We start from the raw sequence: 17022 nt of genomic DNA, 5'->3' as shown, positions 1-17022 counted from the left end.
CCTGCCCGCCGTTTTTGTCCAGCCCCAACGGAGAGCTGCCATGACCGATTCCCCCGAGCGCGACGAACGCCACCTGGCGCGCATGCTGCGTAAAAAAGCCGTGATCGATGAGCGCATCGCCAATTCTCCGAACGAATGCGGCTTGCTGCTGGTGCTGACCGGCAACGGCAAAGGCAAGAGCAGCTCGGCATTTGGCATGCTGGCCCGCGCCATGGGCCACGGCATGCAGTGCGGTGTGGTGCAGTTCATCAAGGGGCGCAACAGCACCGGCGAAGAGCTGTTCTTCCGCCGCTTCCCCGAGCAAGTGCGTTTTCATGTGATGGGCGAGGGTTTTACCTGGGAAACCCAGGACCGCCAGCGCGACATCGCGGCCGCCGAAGCTGCCTGGGCGGTGTCCCGCCAATTGCTGCAAGACCCGTCCATCCGCCTGGTGGTGCTGGATGAGCTGAACATCGCGCTCAAGCACGGCTATCTCGACCTGGATCAAGTCCTTGGTGACCTGCAGGCCCGCCCGCCGATGCAGCACGTGGTCGTCACCGGCCGTGGCGCCAAGCCCGAGCTGATCGAAATGGGCGACACCGTCACCGAGATGGGCATGCTCAAGCACGCATTCCAAGCCGGTATCAAGGCACAGAAAGGCGTCGAACTTTGAATCAGCCCCGTCATTGCCCGGCCGTCTTGATCGCCGCGCCGGCGTCCGGCCAGGGCAAAACCACGGTCACCGCCGCGCTGGCCCGTTTGCACCGCAACCTGGGTCGCAAGGTGCGCGTGTTCAAATGCGGCCCGGACTTCCTCGACCCGATGATTCACGAGCGCGCCAGCGGTGCGCCGGTGTATCAATTGGATATGTGGATGGTAGGCGAGCAGGAAAGTCGTCGCTTGCTGTGGGAAGCGGCGGGGGAGGCGGACCTGATCCTGATCGAAGGCGTGATGGGCCTGTTCGACGGCACGCCTTCCAGCGCTGACCTGGCGCGACACTTCGGTGTGCCGGTGCTCGGCGTGATCGATGGCACGGCCATGGCACAAACCTTCGGTGCCTTGGCCCTCGGCCTGGCACGCTACCAGCCGGACTTGCCGTTCGCCGGCGTGCTGGCCAACCGCGTCGGCACCCTGCGCCATGCACAACTGCTTGAAGGCAGCCTCACCGAAGGACTGCGCTGGTATGGCGCGCTGTCCCGCGAGACCGCTATAGAATTGCCCAGCCGCCACCTGGGCCTGGTGCAAGCCAGCGAACTGAATGACCTCGACCTGCGCCTGGACGCTGCCGCCCAAGCGTTGGGCAGCAGTTGCGAGGTCGCGTTACCGCCGCCGGTGACCTTTGCCGCACCGCCCGTGACCCGCGCCGAACCGTTGCTGGCCGGCGTGCGTATCGCCATCGCCCGTGACGAAGCCTTCGCCTTCACCTACGGTGCTAGCCTTGATCTGCTGCGGGCGATGGGCGCTGAGTTGAGCTTCTTCTCGCCGATCCATGATCGCCAATTGCCTGAGGCCGACAGCCTCTATCTGCCTGGCGGTTACCCCGAACTGCATCACCAGGCGCTGTCGGAAAACACCGCGATGCTGGGTGCGATCCGTGCCCATCACGCTGCCGGCAAACCGCTGCTCGCCGAGTGTGGCGGGATGCTTTATCTGTTGGACTCGCTCACCGATGTCGACGGCATCCGCGCCGAACTGGTTGGCCTGCTGCAGGGCGCTGCGGTGATGCAAAAGAAGCTCGCGGCCCTGGCCCTGCAAAGCGTCGAATTGCCCGAGGGCGTGTTGCGCGGTCATACCTATCACCACTCGCTGACCAGCACCGAATGGGCGCCCGTTGCCCGTGGCGTGAGCCCCAATGGTGGGCGCGGGGCGGAGGCGGTGTATCGGCAGGGGCGGCTGACCGCTTCCTACGTCCACTTCTATTTCCCTTCCAATCCCCGGGCCATTGCTGCGCTGTTTGCGCCCGGCGAAGGCGAATCGCACTCGGCTAAACACCACGAATCCACTGCGGGAGCGGGCTTGCCCGCGATAGGCTCATGACCGACAACGCCTTCCCCGAAGCCGAGCGCCAGGCCGTCTACCGCGCCATCGCCGAGCGCCGCGACATGCGTCACTTCAGCGGCGGCGATGTGGCTCCCGAACTGCTGCACCGTTTGCTCCAGGCCGCACACCAGGCGCCGAGCGTTGGCTTGATGCAGCCGTGGCGGTTTATCCGCATCAGCGACCGCCAACTGCGTAGCCGGATTCAACAGTTGGTGGAGGAAGAACGCATACGCACCGCCGAAGCGTTGGGCGAGCGTTCCGATACATTTATGAAGCTCAAGGTCGAAGGCATTCACGACTGCGCCGAAGTGCTGGTGGCGGCGCTGATGGATGACCGCGAGCGGCATATCTTCGGCCGGCGCACCTTGCCGGAAATGGACATGGCCTCGCTGTCCTGCGCGATCCAGAATCTGTGGCTGGCGGCGCGGGTCGAAGGCTTGGGCATGGGCTGGGTCTCGCTGTTCGAGCCGCAGGCCCTGGCCGACCTGCTGGGCTTGCCGCCCGGCGCGAAACCCTTGGCGGTGTTGTGCCTGGGGCCGGTCGAGGCGTTCTACCCGGCACCGATGTTGCAGCTCGAAGGCTGGGCCGAACCGCGGCCGCTGAGTGACATGTTGTATGAGAATACCTGGGGAGTGAGTCAATGAGTGTGGCCTTGCTGTGTGTCGCGGCGGTGGCGCTGGATGCGCTGCTGGGCGAGCCCAAGCGCTGGCATCCGCTGGTGGCGTTCGGCAATTTTGCCGCGCGCATTGAGCGGCGTTTCAACAGTGGCGGCCGTGGCTGGCGCAGCCACGGTGTGACCGCGTGGTTTATTGCGGTGGTGCCGCTGACGCTGCTGGCCACCGCGTTGTCGTGGGCGCCCTATATCGGCTGGGTGCTGGAGATCCTCGCGTTGTACTGTGCCCTCGGCATGCGCAGTCTCGGTGAACACGTGATCCCGGTGGCTCAGGCCTTGCGCGGCGATGACCTGGACGAAGCCCGTCGGCGCGTGAGTTACCTGGTGAGTCGCCAGACCAGTGAGCTGGATCGCACTGAAGTGGCCCGCGCCGCCACTGAATCGGTGCTGGAGAACGGCAGTGACGCCGTCTTTGCCGCGCTGTTCTGGTTTGTCGTCGCGGGTGTGCCGGGCGTGGTGCTGTACCGCTTGAGCAACACCCTCGACGCGATGTGGGGCTATCGCAACGCACGCTTTGAGCGCTTCGGTTGGGCGGCGGCCAAGATCGACGACGTACTGAACTATATTCCGGCACGCCTGGTGGCGTTGACCTACGCCGTACTCGGTAAAACCCGGCTGGCGATCAAATGCTGGCGCCGCCAGGGCCCGACCTGGGATAGCCCCAACGCCGGCCCGGTCATGGCGGCGGGGGCGGGTGCCTTGGGCGTCGAGTTGGGCGGTGCCGCGATCTACCACGGTGAACTGCACCAGCGCCCGCCACTGGGCGAAGGCCCGGCGGCGGATGCAGACGCCATCGACCGAGGCTGGCAACTGGTGCAGCGCGGCGTATGGTTGTGGCTGCTGATTCTATGCATCGGGGGGCAATTGTATGCTTGAGCACGGTGGTCGCCTGCGCAAGGCGGCGATTGAATACGGGATTGCCGAAGCCGAATGGCTCGACCTGTCCAGCGGCCTGGCGCCCTGGCCGTGGCCGATCCCCGAGATTCCGTTGCGCGCCTGGGCGCGCCTGCCGGAAACCGACGACGGCCTGGAACAAGCCGCCAGCGAGTATTACGGTACCGCGCATTTATTGCCGGTGCCTGGTTCCCAGGCGGCGATCCAACTGCTGCCGCGCCTGCGCCGGGGTGGCAAGGTCGGTGTGCTGTCACCTTGCTACGCCGAGCACGCCGAGGCCTGGCGCCGCGCGGGCTACGTGGTGCGCGAAGTGCAGGAGCAGGAAGTCGACTTCTTTCTCGACAGCCTGGACGTGCTGGTGGTGGTCAACCCGAATAACCCGACCGGCCTGAGCCTGTCCCCGCAACGTCTGCTCGATTGGCACGCGCGGCTGGCCCAGCGCGGTGGCTGGCTGGTGGTGGACGAAGCGTTCATGGACGTCACGCCGCACCTGAGCCTCGCAGGCCAGGCCCATCAGGTCGGCCTGATCGTGCTGCGCTCGTTCGGCAAGTTCTTCGGCCTGGCCGGTGTGCGCCTGGGGTTTGTGCTGGCGGAGCGCCGGTTGCTCAAGCTGTTGGCCGAACAGGTCGGGCCATGGGCGGTCAGCGGGCCGACGCGGGTGATCGGCCAGGCGTGTCTGCGCGATACCGCTGGGCACACCCGGCAACGTAATCGTTGCCAGGAAGCCGGCCAGCGCTTGTTCGAGTTGCTGGAACGCCAAGGCTTTCAACCCCAGGGCGGCTGCGCCCTGTTCCAATGGCTGATCACACCCCACGCCGAACGCCTGCATGCGTTCATGGCCCAACGCGGCATTCTGCTGCGCCTGTTCGTCCACGACAGCAGCCTGCGTTTCGGCCTGCCCGACACCGATGCCGACTGGCTGCGCCTCGAACAGGCGCTGATCGCCTACAAGGAAGCGCCATGAGTACGCTGATGGTGCAAGGCACGACGTCCGATGCCGGTAAAAGCACCCTGGTCACCGCCCTGTGTCGCTGGCTGGTCCGCCAGGGCGTCGCGGTGGTGCCGTTCAAACCGCAGAACATGGCGCTCAACAGCGCGGTAACGGCCGAAGGCGGCGAAATCGGCCGCGCCCAGGCGGTGCAGGCCCAGGCCGCCAACCTGGCGCCGCACACAGACATGAACCCGGTGCTGCTCAAACCCAACAGCGATACCGGCTCCCAAGTGATCATCCATGGCCGTGCCGTGACCAGCATGAACGCGGTCGCCTATCACGACTACAAAGCCATCGCGATGCGCGCGGTGCTGGCGTCCCACGCGCGCTTGAGCGAGGCCTACCCAGTGGTGATGGTGGAAGGCGCGGGCTCCCCGGCGGAGATCAACCTGCGCGCCAATGACATTGCCAATATGGGCTTCGCCGAAGCTGTGGACTGCCCGGTGCTGCTGATCGCCGACATCAATCGCGGCGGCGTATTTGCTCATCTGGTCGGCACCCTCGAATTGCTTTCGCCGACCGAGCAAGCGCGGGTCAAGGGCTTCATCATCAACCGTTTTCGCGGCGATATCGCTTTGTTGCAGCCGGGGCTGGATTGGCTGGAAGCACGCACTGGCAAGCCGGTGGTTGGCGTATTGCCCTACATAATGGACCTGCATCTGGAAGCCGAAGACGGCATCGACCAGCGCCAGATCGACAAGGCTGCCCAGGTGCTCAAGGTGGTCGTCCCGGTATTGCCGCGCATCAGCAACCACACCGACTTCGACCCGCTGCGCCTGCATCCCCAGGTGGACTTGCAGTTCATCGGCCCGGGCCAGCCGATTCCCGCCGCCGACCTGATTATCTTGCCGGGCTCGAAAAGCGTGCGCAGTGACCTCGCGTACCTGCGTGCCAATGGCTGGGACACGGCGGTGGCGCGGCACTTGCGCTACGGCGGCAAGGTGCTGGGGATTTGCGGCGGCTTGCAGATGCTCGGCGAGCAGGTGCATGACCCGCTCGGGCTCGAGGGGCCGGCCGGGTCGAGTGCAGGTCTGGGCTGGCTGGCGTTCAGTACGACGCTGGAGGAGCACAAGCAATTGCGCAATGTGCGTGGGCGCCTGTTGCTGGAGGACGCGGAGGTCAGTGGTTATGAGATTCACGCGGGGGTGACGTCCGGCGCTGCGTTGTCGAACGCGGCCGTGTTGCTGGACGACGGCCGCAGTGATGGCGCGCAGAGCCCCGACGGGCAGATCTTCGGCACCTACCTGCATGGCTTGTTCGAAACCCCTGCCGCGTGCAGCGCCTTGTTGCGCTGGGCCGGTTTGCAGGCGGTACAGGCGGTGGATTACCACGCCCTGCGTGAGCGCGATATCGAGCGCTTGGCCGACCTGGTGGACAACCATCTGGATACCGCGCTGTTGCGCACGTTGTGTGGGGTTTGACGGTGTACATGCGCTCGAAGTGTGGGCGCTGGCTTGCCCGCGATGGCATCAACCGCGTTTCCCAGAGGCAGCGAGATGCCTGCATCGCTGGCAATCCAGCGCCCACCGTTGACCGAGTCCGGCTCGAATACCGAGGTGCCCTCCCATGCTCCAACTGATCCTCGGCGGCGCCCGTTCCGGCAAAAGCCGCCTCGCCGAAAAACTTGCCGGCGACAGCGCGTTGCCCGTCATTTATATCGCCACCAGTCAACCGCTGGACGGCGAGATGAACCAGCGCGTCGCCCTGCATCGTCAGCGTCGCCCGGATGCCTGGGGTCTGATCGAAGAACCGATCGAACTGGCACGGGTGCTGCGTGAAAACGCCGCGCCCGAGCGCTGCCTGCTGGTGGATTGCCTCACGCTCTGGCTGACCAATCTGCTGCTGCTCGATAACCCCGAGCGCCTGGCTTTTGAGCGTGACCAATTGCTGGAAGGCCTGGCCTCATTGCCAGGTGAAATCCTGTTTGTCAGCAACGAGACCGGTTTGGGTGTCGTGCCGCTGGGCGAATTGACTCGCCGCTATGTGGATGAAGCCGGTTGGCTGCATCAAGCCTTGGCCGAGCGGTGTCAGCGCGTTGTCCTGACCGTTGCCGGCCTGCCCCTGACTTTGAAAGGTACTGCGTTATGACGGAAACCTGGTGGCTCAACCCGTGCAAGGCCAGCGATGCCTTGGCGTATCAACAGGCCTTGGCGCGCCAACAGCAATTGACCAAGCCGGCCGGCTCCCTCGGCCAATTGGAAGCGTTGGCGGTGCAGTTGGCCGGCTTGCAAGGCCGGGTCAAACCTACGCTGGAGCAGGTGTGGATCGCCATCTTTGCCGGCGACCACGGCGTGGTCGCCGAAGGCGTGTCGGCGTATCCCCAGGAAGTCACCGGGCAGATGCTGCATAACTTTGTCTCCGGCGGTGCGGCCATCAGCGTATTGGCGCAGCAACTGACGGCGCAGTTGGAAGTGATCGACCTCGGCACAGTGACGCCGTCGCTGAACCTGCCCCGGGTGCGTCACCTGAATATCGCAGCGGGCACCGCCAACTTCGTCAACGGCCCGGCCATGACCGAGGCACAAGGGCGGCTGGCGCTGCAGGCCGGTCGCGACAGCGCACGCCGTGCGTTGACGAGCGGCGCGCAGTTGTTTATCGGCGGCGAGATGGGCATCGGCAACACCACCGCCGCCAGTGCGTTGGCGTGTGCCTTGCTCGATTGCCCGGTCAGTGATTTGACCGGGCCGGGCACCGGCCTGGATGCCCAGGGCGTCAGCCACAAAGTCGCGGTCATCGAACGCGCGCTGGCCGTGCACGCCGCGCAACGCGGTGACGCGCTGCAAACCCTGTTCAACCTGGGCGGGTTGGAGATTGCAGCGTTGGTCGGTGCCTATCTGGCCTGCGCCCAGGATGGCATTGTGGTGCTGGTGGACGGCTTTATCTGCAGCGTCGCGGCGTTGGTCGCCACGCGGCTGAACCCGGCATGCCGTGAGTGGCTGGTGTTCGGCCATCGCGGCGCCGAGCCGGGCCATCGCCACGTACTGCACAGCCTCGACGCACAACCGTTGCTCGAACTCGGCCTGCGGCTCGGCGAAGGCAGCGGCGCGGCCCTGGCGGTGCCGCTGCTGCGCCTGGCCTGCGCGCTGCACGGGCAGATGGCCACATTTGCTGAAGCCGCTGTGGCGGACCGCCCGGCATGACCTTGTACCTGGACCTGCTGCGCCACGGCGAAACCGAATTGGGTGGTGGCCTGCGCGGCAGCCTCGACGATGCGCTCACCGAAAACGGCTGGGCGCAAATGCGTGCTGCCGTGGCCGAGCAGGGCCCGTGGGATCGCCTGATCAGTTCGCCGCTGCAACGGTGTGCGCGGTTTGCACAAGAGCTCGGCGCAACACTCAACGTGCCAGTGAGCCTGGAAAAGGCTCTGCAGGAATTGCACTTCGGCGCCTGGGAAGGGCAGAGCGCAGCGGCGTTGATGGAGACCGATGCCGAAGGGCTGGGCGCGTTCTGGGCTGATCCCTATAGCTTCACACCACCAGAGGGCGAACGTGTCAGCGACTTTTCCGAACGGGTCCTCGGCGCGGTCTCACGCTTGCATCAGGCTTATGCTGGCCAGCGTGTGCTGTTGATCAGTCACGGTGGGGTGATGCGTCTGCTGCTGGCCCAGGCGCGCGGTTTGCCCCGAGCGCAATTGCTGAATGTCGAAGTCGGCCATGGCGCGCTGTTCAGCCTGCAGGTCGCGGCCGACGGCGTGCTGAAGGAAGGGCGCTGAACATGCTGCCGTTCTGGATCGCTCTGCAGTTCCTGAGCAGCCTGCCAATTCGTCTGCCGGGCATGCCGCAACCGCAGGAACTGGGGCGCTCACTGCTGTTTTACCCATTGGTGGGCTTGCTGTTCGGCCTGCTGTTGTGGGGACTGAATCTCGCGTTGACGGGCGCGCCGTTGTTGCTGCACGCAGCGCTGTTGCTGACGGCCTGGGTGTTGCTCAGTGGCGGTTTGCACCTGGACGGGCTGGCAGACAGCGCGGACGCCTGGCTCGGTGGTTTTGGCGATCGTGAGCGCACCCTGAGCATCATGAAAGACCCACGCAGCGGGCCGATCGCCGTGGTCACCCTCGGCCTGGTGTTGTTGCTCAAGTTCACCGCGCTGGTAGCGCTGATCGAACAGCACAATGGCGCAGCGCTGATCCTCGCGCCGCTGATCGGGCGTGCTTCGATGCTCGCGCTGTTTCTCACCACGCGCTATGTGCGTGCAGGAGGACTGGGCCAGGCATTGTCGGATCACTTACCGAGGATTGTCGGCCAGCAGGTGCTGATCCTCAGCGGCCTGGCCTGCCTCCTGATCGCTGGTTTCAGCGGCGGGATTGCGGTCCTGCTCGCGGCGCTGTGCTTTATCGGCCTGCGCCACCTGATGGTCAAGCGCCTCGGCGGCACCACGGGCGACACCGCCGGCGCGCTGCTGGAGTTGCTGGAAGTGGCGGTTCTGGTCGGTCTGGCGCTGTAACACTTGCTTGCATTTGCTGAATCGCGGGTATATACACGTTCCATGCTTGCCTCCCAATGTTTATGCACCAACCTGCGACGCGCCGCCCGTGGCGTCAGCAGGCATTACGACGGCGCTCTCGACGGCTTCGGGATCAACGTCGCCCAATATTCTTTGCTGTGCAATCTGCAGCGTCTCGATCAGCCGAGTATTTCCAACCTGGCCGACGCCATGGGGCTGGATCGCAGTACGTTGGGGCGCAACCTGCGCGTACTGGAAGGCGAAGGCCTGGTGCGGTTGGTCGAGGGCGATGACCTGCGCAACCGCCTGGTGCTGTTGACCGAGGCCGGCGCGGCGCGACTGGCCGCAGCTTTGCCGGCCTGGGAGGCGGCGCAGCAGAAATTGATTGATCGGTTGGGCGCGGAAAAACGCGAAACCCTGTTGGCCTTGCTGGATGAACTCGCCTGAACGCGGGTTTGCTCGACTAAAAGCGGGTATATACCCGCAAATGGAGAATAAGAAATGACCTCGATGTGGCGCACCGGTGGCTGGATTCTTGTGGGGAGTGCGCTGATCCTGGCGTTGTCCCTGGGTGTACGGCATGGCTTCGGGCTGTTCCTGGCGCCGATGAGCGCCGAATTCGGCTGGGGGCGTGAGACGTTTGCCTTTGCCATTGCCCTGCAGAACCTGATCTGGGGCCTGGCGCAGCCTTTCACCGGCGCCCTGGCCGACCGCTTTGGGGCGAGCAAGGCCGTGTTGGTTGGCGGGGTGTTGTACGCCGTCGGCCTGGTATTGATGGGTATGTCCGACTCGGCATGGTCGCTGTCGTTGAGCGCCGGTTTGTTGATTGGTATTGGCCTGTCGGGCACCTCGTTCTCGGTGATTCTGGGCGTGGTCGGCCGTGCCGTGCCGCCGGAAAAACGCAGCATGGCCATGGGCATTGCCAGTGCCGCCGGTTCTTTCGGCCAGTTCGCCATGGTGCCGGGCACCCTGGGCTTGATCAGTTGGTTGGGTTGGTCGGCGGCGCTGCTGGTGCTGGGCTTGATGGTGGCGCTGATTCTGCCGCTGGTGAGCATGCTCAAGGATCGGCCGCTGCCTGTCATGGCCGGCCAGCAAACCTTGCGCGAAGCACTGAAGGAAGCCTGCTCTCACTCTGGGTTCTGGTTGCTGGCGTTCGGTTTTTTCGTCTGCGGTTTCCAAGTGGTGTTTATCGGCGTGCATCTACCCGCCTATCTGGTCGATCAGCATTTGCCGGCGACTACCGGCACCACCGTCTTGGCCTTGATCGGCCTGTTTAATATCGCCGGCACCTACACCGCCGGCTGGCTCGGCGGGCGCATGTCCAAGCCGCGCCTGCTGACTGGCCTGTACCTGTTGCGGGCGTTGGTGATCGGGCTGTTCCTGTGGGCGCCGGTGACTGAAATCTCGGCCTACCTGTTCGGTATGGCGATGGGCTTTTTGTGGTTGTCCACGGTGCCGCTGACCAATGGTACGGTCGCGACGTTGTTTGGTGTGCGAAACCTCTCGATGCTCGGTGGGATCGTGTTTCTGTTCCACCAGCTCGGTTCGTTCCTCGGTGGCTGGTTGGGTGGAGTGGTCTATGATCGAACCGGCAACTACGATTTGATCTGGCAAGTGGCGATTCTTTTGAGCCTGCTCGCCGCCGCACTCAACTGGCCGGTGCGTGAGCGGCCGGTGGCGCGGTTGCAGACGCAGATGGAGGTAGCATGAGTTCCAATGGCTATTGGCTGGTTGGGGCAGGGGCGGCAACGCTTCTGCTGCTTCTGGCGTGGTGGGGCTGGCAGCACGGCGGGCTGGCGTTGATGCAACTGGGTATGTCGATCTGTTAAGTTCATGGTCTGACTCCTTTGAAGGACACACGATATGCAGATGCGCTGGCTCGCAGTACCCGTCCTGATGGCTGCTTTTGGCGGTGCGGCCATGGCTGCCAGTTGCCCGCCGTTGCTGGAGGGGCAGTTGCCCAAGTTGCGCGCCAAGGAATCCATCGACCTGTGCCAGCGCTTTGCCGGTAAGCCTCTGGTGATCGTCAATACCGCCAGCTTCTGCGGGTTTGCGCCGCAATTCAAAGGCCTTGAGGCGTTATACCAGCGCTACAAGGGCCAGGGCCTGGAAGTGATTGGCGTGCCTTCCGATGACTTCAAGCAGGAAGCCAAGACCGGAGAGGAAACCGCCAAGGTTTGCTACGTGAATTATGGCGTCACCTTCACCATGACCGAGCCGCAGACGGTCAAGGGGCCGGATGCCGTGCATCTGTTCAAGATACTGGCGCAGCAGAGCAGCGCGCCGAAGTGGAATTTCTACAAGTACGTGGTGGATCGTCAGGGCAGGGTGATCGCCAATTTCTCCAGCCTGACCAAACCTGACAGCCCGGACTTGCTCAAGGCGGTGGAAGAGGCGCTAGCTTCGAAACCCTGATCGTTGCCCATTGAAAAGCCCCGCCTCCTTTGCAGGAGAGCGGGGCTTTCTTATGCGCGAGCAGGTCAGAACTTGTACGTCACACCCAGGCCGAAACCGTTGGCGCTGTTTTCGTATTTGGAGCTGTAGGAACCCAGTGCGTTGGATTTGTTGACTTTGACCGACTCTTCCTTGAGGTAGGAGTAAGCCACGTCAACGGTCATGTTATCCATCACTGCGTAACCCATACCAACACTGAAGATGGTCCGGTCGCCGGTAGGGATGCGTGGTGAACGATCGGTGTTGTTGGTTGGCGACTGGTCGAAGCTCAGACCGGTACGCAGTACCACCTGCTTGGTGAGCTGATACGAGGTACCCAGGGCGTAAGCCCAGGTGTCGTGCCAGTTCTGCGGCTCAGTGATGGTTCCGACAAGCGCAGGTGCCAGTGCGCCTCCGCTAGCCGCTGTCACACCTTCGTTTTTGATGGTGATGTCTTTCAAACGGCTCCAACGAGTCCAGGTCGCACCCGCATACAGTTTCCAGGCGTCGCTGAGGTCTTGAGTCATCGACAGGTCCCAGGATTCAGGTGTGTCGACGTTCAGTGACGCATCGTAGCGGTTGTTGGCCAGCACCTGCGATGGAACCGTGGCGGCTTTGGTGACGTCGGTGTGGCCTTCGAGTTTGTACTTCACTTGCGAGTGGTAGGTCAGGCCAACGCGAGTGGTATCGGTGGCTTGAACCAGAATACCGGCGTTAAAGCCCAGGGCTGTATCATCGCCTTTGACTTTGACCTTGTTGTCGCCTGGGATCCCTAGGCCAGCCAGGCTTGGCTGCGATTCCAGGGTGCCGTCGATACGGTTGATGGTCGGACCAAAGCCGATGGATACGCGATCATTGAACTTGTAGCTGACAGTCGGTTGGAAAGTGATGACCGAGACTTCGCTCTTGCTGCCAAACCCGCGCCCCTGGAAGCCACTTTCGTAGTCGGTTTTCAGGCCGAACGGCGCATAAACACCGAAGCCGATAGCCCACTGATCGTTAAGTTTGTTGGTGTAGAAACCGAAAGGTACGCCAGTGAAAGGCACCATGTCGCCTTTGTTGGTGCCGCTGGAACGGCCGCCGGCATCTTTGATATTGGTCGAGGCATCAATCACCGCGAAACCACCGGTAATTTGCTGGCCTTCCAGGCGAGCCATACCGGCAGGGTTACCATAGACGGTGCTTGCGTTTTCGGCAGCGGAAGAGCGTCCTGCGAAGCCCGTACCCATCCCGGCGACGTCTTGTTCGTTAAGGGCAAAGCCACTTGCGAAGACGTGGGATGAGGCCATGGCAACGGCGAGGCTAAGTGTGGTCTTGAGCATTACTTTTTTCATTATTAGAACTCCGTGTGATCACCGAAGCGGAAAGTATCAATAAATTACACATCACGCTATAGGCTGTAACATAGGAGATAGAGCGGTTTTGTAGGACAATCCTACTAAAATCGCGGTTTTTTAGCGAATATTGTAAGTTTACCTATCAGCAAACCACCTGATTCATGGATGAAACACAGGATTTCCAGGTTTGGGTGAAGTCGCGAAGACGGCCTTGAGGGTGAAATATTTCTTTCCAGATACGCGCCATGGCCAATACATCACCCGGTGCGGGCAACGCGGGGCGCCGTTGTTCCACCAGCAGCCAGGCGATGGCTGTGGCGTAACGCAGGTTAACGGTCAGCTCAAGCTGGGGCGCGCTGAGGAAAGCATGCTGGCTGGCCAGGCCGCGCACCAGGCTTGCGCGTTCCGGGTCCAGCGCCAGGTAGGTGTCCCATAGGGCGCGGTGACGTGGTTCGGTGATGCTATACAGGCCGTGGCCGCGACGGTCGTGCAATGCGGAGCCGAGTTCCGACTGGCTGGCGGCAATGCCCAGCAACAGAGATTCAGCCGTCTGGTCGTGGCACCCGAGGTAAATAAGCGTCGGCTTGATTACATAACGACACAATTCGCTGGCAGCGATACCCATACTCGCCTCAATCCGTGAAAGTGGTCGACGAAGCCTGAGCGGGTGGGGGCTTGGCAGCGGTGGATCGGATCTCAGGCCCGTCGTAAGCGGATCATGCCGCTTGAGTTGAAGTGTAGTGTCATATTCGTGGTGTAAAGGACTGTTTTTAAAACATCTTCTTTAACCAGTTATAACGGTTATATCTATTCGTGCTGAGTGCAAACATTCAGATCCTGAATATCAGGCAATAAAAAACCCTGCGTCTTAAACAGGGTTTTTGTGTTTCAGCAGCTCGGGTCGATCAGGCAACCAGTGCCTGACGGGTACGCTCGATCACGGCCTGCAGCGGCTCTGCGCTGGAGTATTGATCGGGGTACAGGCGTTCGCTGTGACGAGCGATACCGTGTTCGTTGACCAGGGTGAAGCTGAAGCAGCCTTTGCGAGCGGCCATGATCAGACAGTTCATTGGTGCAAAAGCGTTGGTGAGGGTGCGAATGGCATCCTGAGTATGGATTTGAGTGGACATATTATTGGTGTTCCTACAAATAACACGGTTAAGAACCGCGCAACGTTAAAACGTTCCAGTGACGTCGATCACCATTGATCGAACGAAGAACCCGACTGGAACAAAGCAGCCAGTTTGAAGCGCTAATAGTTTAGGCGCGCTTGGGCTGGCAGGTAGGTACTTAGGAGGGCAGGCAACACAACAGGGGCAAAGGTTCTGGGCCCAGGGTGAAGATCCTGATCAATTGGCAGGTTGGTTCGGTCAGAGTATTGATACTTCGCGACACCCTTTGCTTGTTCAAAGGCAGTGTCGTCGCAAGTGACACCTGGAAACCATCAAGGTGGCCGATCCCGTGTTGTTCAGGGGAGTTGTTCGACCAGAATTGACTTTCAGCTTGGTACTAACGCTGCGGATAGTAACGGATCGAAGCGGGGAATGGAAGCGTGCAGGCAAAAAAACTTCAGTCAGCCCTCCAGCAACCCGTGATACACCAGCACCGTGACGGCTGCCGCCAGCGAGGAGCCCAGCGCATACGCGGCCAGGGTCAGGCGCAGGGACTGGCCGGTTTCGATCATTTTCATGACATCGCCCATGTCATTGATCCGGCCCTCGCCCAACTCGATACACAGGCTGATGGCGGTGAACGCCGCGGAGAGCAGGATCGCGATGGCGAACAATGCGCCGTCGGGTGAGGGTAGTGCGGCATTGATTCCCAGGGAGGTCGCGCAGATAGCCAGCAACAACACTGTGAATAACAGAATTCCTTTCATCGACCCGCACATGGTTGCGTTGTAGGTGGGGCAGTGTGGCGACCTGTACTGAATTTGAAAAGTCCCTGCCTGGCCGTGCCGGTAACATATTCAAGCAGTATCGGATCAAAAAATACCGGCGATATAACCAGGGAAGAGGGGGTTGTACACATTGTTCACAGTAGGTGTCACCGGCCTGTCAAGTGTTTCGAACCGGCTCCGTCAGCCTGCAATGAAAATTTAAGTCAATGAAAAATATCGCTTTTTTTTATTGGTGAAAAAATCGTCAGTTTGACTGCGGCCCCCATTCCATGGGGCTTTGCGCGAGTTAAAGGAGGGTTGTCCACTGAGTTATCCACAGCTTCTGTGGATTGTCCCAAGCGCTTGCTCTAGCACGGGCGTGCAGGTTTTTTTCGGCTTTACCTGTACGAAAAAAAGAGTAGAGTGGCGCGCCTTCCGTTCTGTCCCACAGTGCTTTATGAAGTTTCGCTCAGTGTCACTTTCTGCTACCGACACCCCTCCGGCTGTTACCCCACCCAAGCGTTTCTCCTTGAAAGTTGCATTGTGGTTGCTCGACAGCCCGCTGCTAGGCCACAGCGCCAACGTCAAACATTTTGCCGGGCGCTTGCTCAAACAGCCGGCGCGTGATGGCGTAGTCGCCGCGCAAAGCCGACTTGGCCAATTGATGTGCCGCGAATGTGGTAATGCCCGCGACCGCCGCATCGGCCACGACCTCCTGCGCCTGGCTGCTCGCGCTGGCGACCGCCGCGCCCAGCGTGAATTGGGACAGGTCGAAGACTGAGCTGTCCTCAACTCCCTTGCTTGGTTAACCTTGCTCTTTTTCGGTGATGGCAGACATGGCTATGGCTTTTGACTGGACCAGTATTGCCCTGGGACTTGCTGGCGCGGCAGTGCCGTTATTGGCCGTATGCTGGCAGCTTCAGCGGCGCTTGGCCGCGCGCATGGCCGGCTGGGAATTGCTTGAAGAGCGCCTGGCCACTGCGCAACTTGCCCAGGAAGGCTTGGCTGCTCAACTGGATGCCAGTCGTGACGAGATCAGCGACCTCAGCCAGGCCAATGCCGCCAAGCAGGCTGACTTGGCCGCCGTGCGCCGCGAAGTCGAATTGCTGCAGATCGATCGCGACAACGCCCGCGACGCGGCCCACGCCTGGAACCTCGACCGCAGCGCCAAGGAAGCCGAACTGCGCCGCCTTGACGCGTTGTCGGCGGCCTTGCGTGCGGAGCTGCGTGAGCAACAGGAAAGCCATCAACAACGCCTCGCTGACCTACAGGGCGCGCGGGACGAGCTGCGGGCGCAGTTCGCCGAACTGGCCGGGAAAATTTTCGACGAGCGTGAACAGCGCTTTGCCGAAACCAGCCAGGAGCGCCTCGGGCAGTTGCTTGATCCCTTGAAAGAACGCATCCAGTCTTTCGAAAAGCGTGTCGAAGAAAGCTATCAGAACGAAGCCCGCGAACGCTTTTCCCTGGGCAAGGAGCTTGAACGCCTGCAGCAACTGAACCTGCGTCTGTCGGACGAAGCCACGAACTTGACCCGCGCGCTCAAGGGCCAGAAGACCCAGGGCAACTGGGGCGAGCTGATCCTTGAACGTGTGCTGGAACACGCCGGCCTGGAGAAGGGCCGCGAGTACCAAACCCAGGTCAGCCTGAAAGGCCCGGACGGTGAGCGCTTCCAGCCGGATGTGCTGATTATGCTGCCCGATGACAAACAGGTGGTGGTGGACTCCAAGGTCAGCCTGACGGCCTATCAACAGTATGTGGCGGCGGACGATGATGTGATCGGCCAGGCGGCGCTCAAACAGCACGTGCTGTCCCTGCGCAATCACGTCAAAGGCCTGGCCGGTAAGGACTACAAGCGCCTGGAGGGCTTGCATAGCCTGGATTTCGTGTTGCTGTTCGTGCCGATTGAAGCCGCTTTTTCCGCAGCCTTGCAGGCCGAGCCCAATTTGTTCCAGGAAGCGTTCGACCGCCATATCGTCATTGTCAGCCCCACCACCTTGCTCGCCACCCTGCGGGTTATCGACAGTCTTTGGAAACAGGAGCGTCAGAGCCAAAACGCCCGGGAAATCGCTGAGCGCGCCGGCTGGCTGTACGACAAGTTCGTGCTGTTTATCCAAGATCTGGATGAAGTGGGCAACCGTCTGCAGCAGTTGGATAAGGCTTACAGCGCGGCGCGGAATAAGCTGACAGATGGTCGCGGTAATCTGGTCAGCCGCACCGAACAATTAAGATTGCTCGGCGCCCGCGCCAGCAAGAGCCTGCCCGCCGATCTGCTGGAGCGGGCAATGACCGATGCCGACGGTGTGGCGCACTTACCCGAATAGTGGCGGGTCAATGTCGGAGCTATCGAGCCTCG

Annotated in this window: 20 protein-coding genes; 16 read left to right on the top strand and 4 right to left on the bottom strand. The window is 61.9% G+C overall.

Going from position 1 to position 17022, the window contains the following annotated elements; genetic code table 11:
- Positions 1–40 precede the first annotated feature (40 nt).
- From cobO to P3S72_RS22180, 14 genes are all read left to right on the top strand, one after another.
- Positions 41–652 carry a cob(I)yrinic acid a,c-diamide adenosyltransferase gene (gene cobO, locus P3S72_RS22245; protein ID WP_276194252.1) on the top strand — a complete coding sequence of 204 codons (612 nt, stop codon included), beginning with the start codon at positions 41–43 and terminating at the stop codon, positions 650–652.
- On the top strand, positions 649–2016 hold the full coding sequence (locus P3S72_RS22240) for a cobyrinate a,c-diamide synthase (RefSeq protein WP_276194251.1): 1368 nt from the start codon (positions 649–651) through the stop codon (positions 2014–2016). The genes cobO and P3S72_RS22240 overlap by 4 nt, the downstream gene beginning before the upstream one ends.
- On the top strand, positions 2013–2663 hold the full coding sequence (gene bluB / locus P3S72_RS22235) for a 5,6-dimethylbenzimidazole synthase (RefSeq protein WP_247408302.1): 651 nt from the start codon (positions 2013–2015) through the stop codon (positions 2661–2663). The genes P3S72_RS22240 and bluB overlap by 4 nt, the downstream gene beginning before the upstream one ends.
- Entirely contained in the window at positions 2660–3568 is a 909-nt protein-coding gene (gene cbiB / locus P3S72_RS22230; protein WP_276194250.1) for an adenosylcobinamide-phosphate synthase CbiB, read from the top strand. Before bluB ends, cbiB begins: the two co-directional genes overlap by 4 nt.
- Positions 3561–4550: a threonine-phosphate decarboxylase CobD gene (gene cobD / locus P3S72_RS22225; protein ID WP_276194249.1), complete on the top strand. Its 990-nt coding sequence runs from the start codon at positions 3561–3563 to the stop codon at positions 4548–4550. Before cbiB ends, cobD begins: the two co-directional genes overlap by 8 nt.
- On the top strand, positions 4547–5998 hold the full coding sequence (locus P3S72_RS22220) for a cobyric acid synthase (protein WP_276194248.1): 1452 nt from the start codon (positions 4547–4549) through the stop codon (positions 5996–5998). Before cobD ends, P3S72_RS22220 begins: the two co-directional genes overlap by 4 nt.
- 145 nt (positions 5999–6143) lie before the next feature.
- Entirely contained in the window at positions 6144–6665 is a 522-nt protein-coding gene (gene cobU / locus P3S72_RS22215) for a bifunctional adenosylcobinamide kinase/adenosylcobinamide-phosphate guanylyltransferase (RefSeq protein WP_276194247.1), read from the top strand.
- Positions 6662–7717, top strand: coding sequence for a nicotinate-nucleotide--dimethylbenzimidazole phosphoribosyltransferase (cobT, locus tag P3S72_RS22210; RefSeq protein WP_276194246.1), 1056 nt, complete (start codon positions 6662–6664; stop codon positions 7715–7717). Before cobU ends, cobT begins: the two co-directional genes overlap by 4 nt.
- Complete coding sequence (gene cobC / locus P3S72_RS22205) at positions 7714–8289, top strand: alpha-ribazole phosphatase family protein (RefSeq protein WP_247405035.1); 576 nt, start codon at positions 7714–7716, stop codon at positions 8287–8289. The genes cobT and cobC overlap by 4 nt, the downstream gene beginning before the upstream one ends.
- A 2-nt stretch (positions 8290–8291) precedes the next feature.
- Entirely contained in the window at positions 8292–9020 is a 729-nt protein-coding gene (locus tag P3S72_RS22200; protein ID WP_247405038.1) for an adenosylcobinamide-GDP ribazoletransferase, read from the top strand.
- A gap of 42 nt (positions 9021–9062) precedes the next feature.
- A complete protein-coding gene (locus P3S72_RS22195; protein WP_276194245.1) occupies positions 9063–9467 on the top strand; it encodes a MarR family transcriptional regulator in 405 nt (134 codons plus the stop codon).
- Positions 9468–9521: 54 nt separating this feature from the next.
- Positions 9522–10730 carry an MFS transporter gene (locus tag P3S72_RS22190; RefSeq protein ID WP_276194243.1) on the top strand — a complete coding sequence of 403 codons (1209 nt, stop codon included), beginning with the start codon at positions 9522–9524 and terminating at the stop codon, positions 10728–10730.
- Positions 10727–10849: a hypothetical protein gene (locus P3S72_RS22185; RefSeq protein ID WP_276194242.1), complete on the top strand. Its 123-nt coding sequence runs from the start codon at positions 10727–10729 to the stop codon at positions 10847–10849. Before P3S72_RS22190 ends, P3S72_RS22185 begins: the two co-directional genes overlap by 4 nt.
- A gap of 34 nt (positions 10850–10883) precedes the next feature.
- Complete coding sequence (locus P3S72_RS22180) at positions 10884–11435, top strand: redoxin domain-containing protein (protein ID WP_276194241.1); 552 nt, start codon at positions 10884–10886, stop codon at positions 11433–11435.
- Positions 11436–11500: 65 nt separating this feature from the next.
- On the opposite strand, the gene P3S72_RS22175 is transcribed toward P3S72_RS22180, so the two are convergent.
- The 4 genes from P3S72_RS22175 to P3S72_RS22160 all read right to left on the bottom strand — a co-directional run bounded on the left by P3S72_RS22175 (position 11501) and on the right by P3S72_RS22160 (position 14669).
- Positions 11501–12787, bottom strand: coding sequence for an outer membrane protein transport protein (locus P3S72_RS22175; RefSeq protein ID WP_276194240.1), 1287 nt, complete (start codon positions 12785–12787; stop codon positions 11501–11503).
- Between the two features lie 145 nt (positions 12788–12932).
- Positions 12933–13415 (bottom strand): hypothetical protein, encoded by a 483-nt coding sequence (locus P3S72_RS22170; protein WP_276194239.1) that lies wholly within the window; start codon positions 13413–13415, stop codon positions 12933–12935.
- Between the two features lie 280 nt (positions 13416–13695).
- Positions 13696–13920 carry a hypothetical protein gene (locus P3S72_RS22165; protein WP_007898912.1) on the bottom strand — a complete coding sequence of 75 codons (225 nt, stop codon included), beginning with the start codon at positions 13918–13920 and terminating at the stop codon, positions 13696–13698.
- 443 nt (positions 13921–14363) lie between these two features.
- Entirely contained in the window at positions 14364–14669 is a 306-nt protein-coding gene (locus P3S72_RS22160; protein ID WP_247405053.1) for a hypothetical protein, read from the bottom strand.
- A gap of 457 nt (positions 14670–15126) precedes the next feature.
- Between P3S72_RS22160 and P3S72_RS22155 the strand changes: the two genes are divergently transcribed.
- On the top strand, positions 15127–15450 hold the full coding sequence (locus P3S72_RS22155; protein WP_276194237.1) for a sel1 repeat family protein: 324 nt from the start codon (positions 15127–15129) through the stop codon (positions 15448–15450).
- 175 nt (positions 15451–15625) lie between these two features.
- Positions 15626–16990, top strand: coding sequence for a DNA recombination protein RmuC (gene rmuC / locus P3S72_RS22150; RefSeq protein ID WP_198718061.1), 1365 nt, complete (start codon positions 15626–15628; stop codon positions 16988–16990).
- Positions 16991–17022: the final 32 nt, after the last annotated feature.

Source organism: Pseudomonas sp. D3 (genome assembly GCF_029320995.1).
GTDB lineage: Bacteria > Pseudomonadota > Gammaproteobacteria > Pseudomonadales > Pseudomonadaceae > Aquipseudomonas > Aquipseudomonas paraveronii.
The sequence above is the reverse complement of the archived record's forward strand: the minus strand, read 5'-3'. Positions and strand labels throughout refer to the sequence as shown.